Source organism: Arthrobacter sp. zg-Y1143 (assembly GCF_030125565.1).
GTDB lineage: Bacteria > Actinomycetota > Actinomycetes > Actinomycetales > Micrococcaceae > Arthrobacter_B.
This window is the reverse complement of record NZ_JASKLW010000020.1, coordinates 1-3,366: the sequence shown is the minus strand read 5'-3', so window position 1 is coordinate 3,366 and position 3,366 is coordinate 1. Positions and strand designations below refer to the sequence as shown.

Genomic DNA, 3,366 nt, shown 5'->3' with positions numbered 1-3,366 from the left:
TTCCATACACCTTGTGTGTGAGAGGCCCCCAGCCAGACCACTGGGTTGATAGGCCGGATGTGGAAGCGGGGACTAAAGACCCGTGAAGCTGACCGGTACTAATAGGCCGATAACTTACACCACATCAGCACCTGGGGAAACACGACTTCAAACGGTTTCCCAATGTAGAGGGTGTTGTGATCATGCTGCTTGCGTCCACTATGTGGTTCCCGGACAACAACCCGTGAGGGTTGTTCCCCGTGGAACGATTAATTGAATATTTGCTTACGTCTGTTTGATGTTCGTGACCATTGTTTTCCCCACGCACACTGTTTTTGGGTGTGTGGTGCGGGTGGAAGGGTTACGGCGGTCATAGCGTGGGGGAAACGCCCGGTCCCATTCCGAACCCGGAAGCTAAGACCCACAGCGCCGATGGTACTGCATCCGGGAGGGTGTGGGAGAGTAGGTCACCGCCGGACAATTTGTGGGGTGGGGCCCGTACCAGTGTTGGTACGGGCCTCACCTGTTTAACCCGCCAACCCTAGTCCCGGGGTCCGGTCCCGAGCGGCCGGCCCGGGATCCCCCCTGCAAGCCCGTACCGTTCCTGGTGCGGGCTTTTGTGTTTATATTCATGCGCCTACACGCCGGCCCCGGTACCCGTGAACCGCAAGCGAATGCAGCTCGCAGGGCACTACTTCTGGGAAAAACGGCTTTCCAGAGGTGCGTCTGTTGGCTCCTATCCTTACGTCTCTTCGATCCCCGCTATAGCCTCTCGAACTTGGGGCGCAGTGCGTCCCTTGCAGCCCCTCGGGTCAGCTGGAGAGAGGATTCAAGACTTATGAGGTAAAGAACAGCATTTACACCGGGTGGGGGAGTACGAAGGAGGATGCGCCGGCGCCTCGGCCATCCGCTCGCCATTCTGGGAGCCCTGGTCATACTTCTGCTCTCGACTGTTGCACCGGCTCAGGCCGTGTTTTCCGGCCCGCAGCCTGAAGGGGCGGTTCCCAATGCCGATGTCGAGGTCGCCATGACAGGGACCGGTCCGGGCCAAGGCGTGACTGGAGGCCTTCCGCCTGCTGGCCAGGCATTCGATCCCACTGCTGGATATCCGGGCGACCTTCCTGCGGGCTACGTCCGGACAGATGAGCCCTTTGCCGGTGTCATCACGACGGTGGGTGGCGAGGGCAATATGCAACAGATGTATTGCATCGACATCCGCAACCTCACCTATACGGGGCTCGGGTACGAGAACGGTAGCTGGGATGAGTCCAACGTCTCCAACATCGGCTACGTGAACCGCGTATTGAACAGCTACTATCCGGACCAGCCAGGGCTTCCGGAAGCGGCTAACGACAACGTCCGGGCCGCAGCAGTCCAGGCTGCAGTCTGGTTCTTCAGTGACGGCTACGTGCTTGAGGACACGGATTCCATCCGGGCACTCACCGCGCAGATTGTCACCGACGTCCTGGCCGCGGGACCCCTCACTGAACCTCCCGCTCCAGATGTCAGCATTACGCCCCGGTAGCTGCAGGTCCTGTGGACGGAGTGGCGGGTCCCTTCACGGTCACGTCCGGCACGGTTACGGAGCTCACCGTTGGAGTTACCCCGGGATACACCCTTTACACCGACGCGGCGGGAACCGTCCCCCTGGTAGGGACAACTGTGCCGGCAGGAACGCAGTTGTGGGTACGGAACACTGCGCAGGCAACCGATCCGGCGCAGCTCACTGCCACGGCAGTGGTTCCCGTACAAACGGGAAACGTTTATCTCTATGCCGGCACTAATCCACAGGTCACAACGGCACAGAAACTCATTCTGGCGGCGGATTCGCAGGTTGAATCAAACGCACAGGCGACGGCCGAGTTCTTCATTCCGGGCGATTTGGTGGTCAATAAGACCTTCGCCGGAGAAGGTGCCGGACTGCAGGGTGCCATTACCCTGAACGTTACCTGCGGGGCTGCGGGTGTTTTCGTCATTGAAATCCCGGCCGGTACCGCAGCAACGGTATCCCAGACCATTCCCAACCTGCCGGTCGGTACGGTCTGTGAGGTGAGTGAGCCGGTGACGGGATCCAACACACAGGTGACTGTCACACCGGTTCTGCCGGGTACGGTCACTATTACCGCCGACGGACCGAACGTGCTCGTCGTAGCCAACACTGTGGACCTCAATCCGGGGTCCTGGACCGTTGTGAAGTCGGCGAGGGGCGCCGCCGCTGGCCTGCAGGGTGATATCACGGTGATAGTGACCTGCGATGCCGTGGGTATCGAAGAAACCCTCACCATTCCGGCGGGCAGCGCTGCAGGTGACTACGCGGGAACGATCACCGACATTCCCGCGGGCACTGCATGCACGGTCACGGAGCCCCAAACCGGTGCTACAGAACTGGTGGCGGTGGCCACCGGTCTTCCGGAAGTGGTTGAGATCCAGCCGGGCGGTGACGCCCAGGCGCTGGTCACCAATGACGTGTCCTACGTCTACGGTTCACTCGTGCTGACCAAAACCATCACCGGCCCGGGAGCCGGTCTCCAAAGCGACGTGCGGATTGTTGTCACCTACGGGGATTCATTCACTGAGGAGATCCTCATTCCGGCGGGAACCCAGGCAGGAGACCAGATCACCGCGTTTGACCGTGTGCCGGCCGGCAGCTCGTGCACAGTCACTGAACCCGACTCTGGCGCGAATTCCTCGGTGACGGTGGATTCGGTTCTCCCGGAAACGGTCACGGTCCTAGGCGGCGCATCCGTCAACGCGGAGGTCACGAACACGTACTCCGTGATGGGCAGGGACGAACTGGCGAAAACCGGCGTGAACGGCGCTAACTGGGTGTGGACTGCCGGTATCTGCATTCTGGCTCTTGGCACCTTCCTCGTTTTCGTTTCGGTTCGGCGCCGACCCCAGTAGCGGAACCCGCCGTTTGAACCAGGATTGCCCGCAGCTCCATGCCGGAGCTGCGGGCAGTCCCGCGTCCGGAGGGCATTGCCGTATGACGGATGGATACCTCGGAGACGGGGTGCCGGGCGTCACCTCCCGACGAGTTGCACCGGCGGGAGAACCTGTGTAAAGTCTTCTAAGTCGCCGCAGCCGGGACGCTGAAATAAGCGCCCGAAGCATGGCGGCCAAACCCACCAAAAAACAGAGTTTCTCTGGTGCGCCCTTCACGGGGCCGGCAGGAAAGACTCCGGCTTTTTGCTGGGCCGGAACGGCGGTAGACACGCCTTCCCGGGGCTTCCGATAAGGATAACCGGGAATTGCGGAAAACGCCGGAATGGAATAAGATGGAAAACCTTGCAGCGAAGAAGAAAAGGAAAACATTGTTTTCCTGAGTATTTTCGGATTGCGTCTGTTGTTTGAGAACTCAATAGTGTGCCAAGTTTATTGATACCA

The 3,366-nt window shown here is 60.2% G+C and carries 2 protein-coding genes and 2 rRNA genes; all 4 read left to right on the top strand.

Annotation, left to right across the window (positions count from 1 at the left end; genetic code table 11):
• Positions 1-123 (top strand): 23S ribosomal RNA (locus QNN98_RS16415); the annotation flags it as partial.
• 218 nt (positions 124-341) lie between these two features.
• A 5S ribosomal RNA gene (rrf, locus tag QNN98_RS16410) occupies positions 342-458 on the top strand.
• 710 nt (positions 459-1,168) lie between these two features.
• Complete coding sequence (locus QNN98_RS16405; protein ID WP_227927438.1) at positions 1,169-1,504, top strand: Cys-Gln thioester bond-forming surface protein; 336 nt, start codon at positions 1,169-1,171, stop codon at positions 1,502-1,504.
• 20 nt (positions 1,505-1,524) lie between these two features.
• The gene (locus QNN98_RS16400; RefSeq protein WP_283998564.1) at positions 1,525-2,883 is read left to right on the top strand and encodes a DUF5979 domain-containing protein; all 1,359 of its coding nucleotides are present in this window, start codon (positions 1,525-1,527) and stop codon (positions 2,881-2,883) included.
• Positions 2,884-3,366: the final 483 nt, after the last annotated feature.

Bases quoted from the DNA above. Each gene is read 5' to 3' on its own strand.
- QNN98_RS16405 (WP_227927438.1), top strand. From the start codon at position 1,169: ATGCAACAGATGTATTGCATCGACATCCGCAACCTCACCTATACGGGG.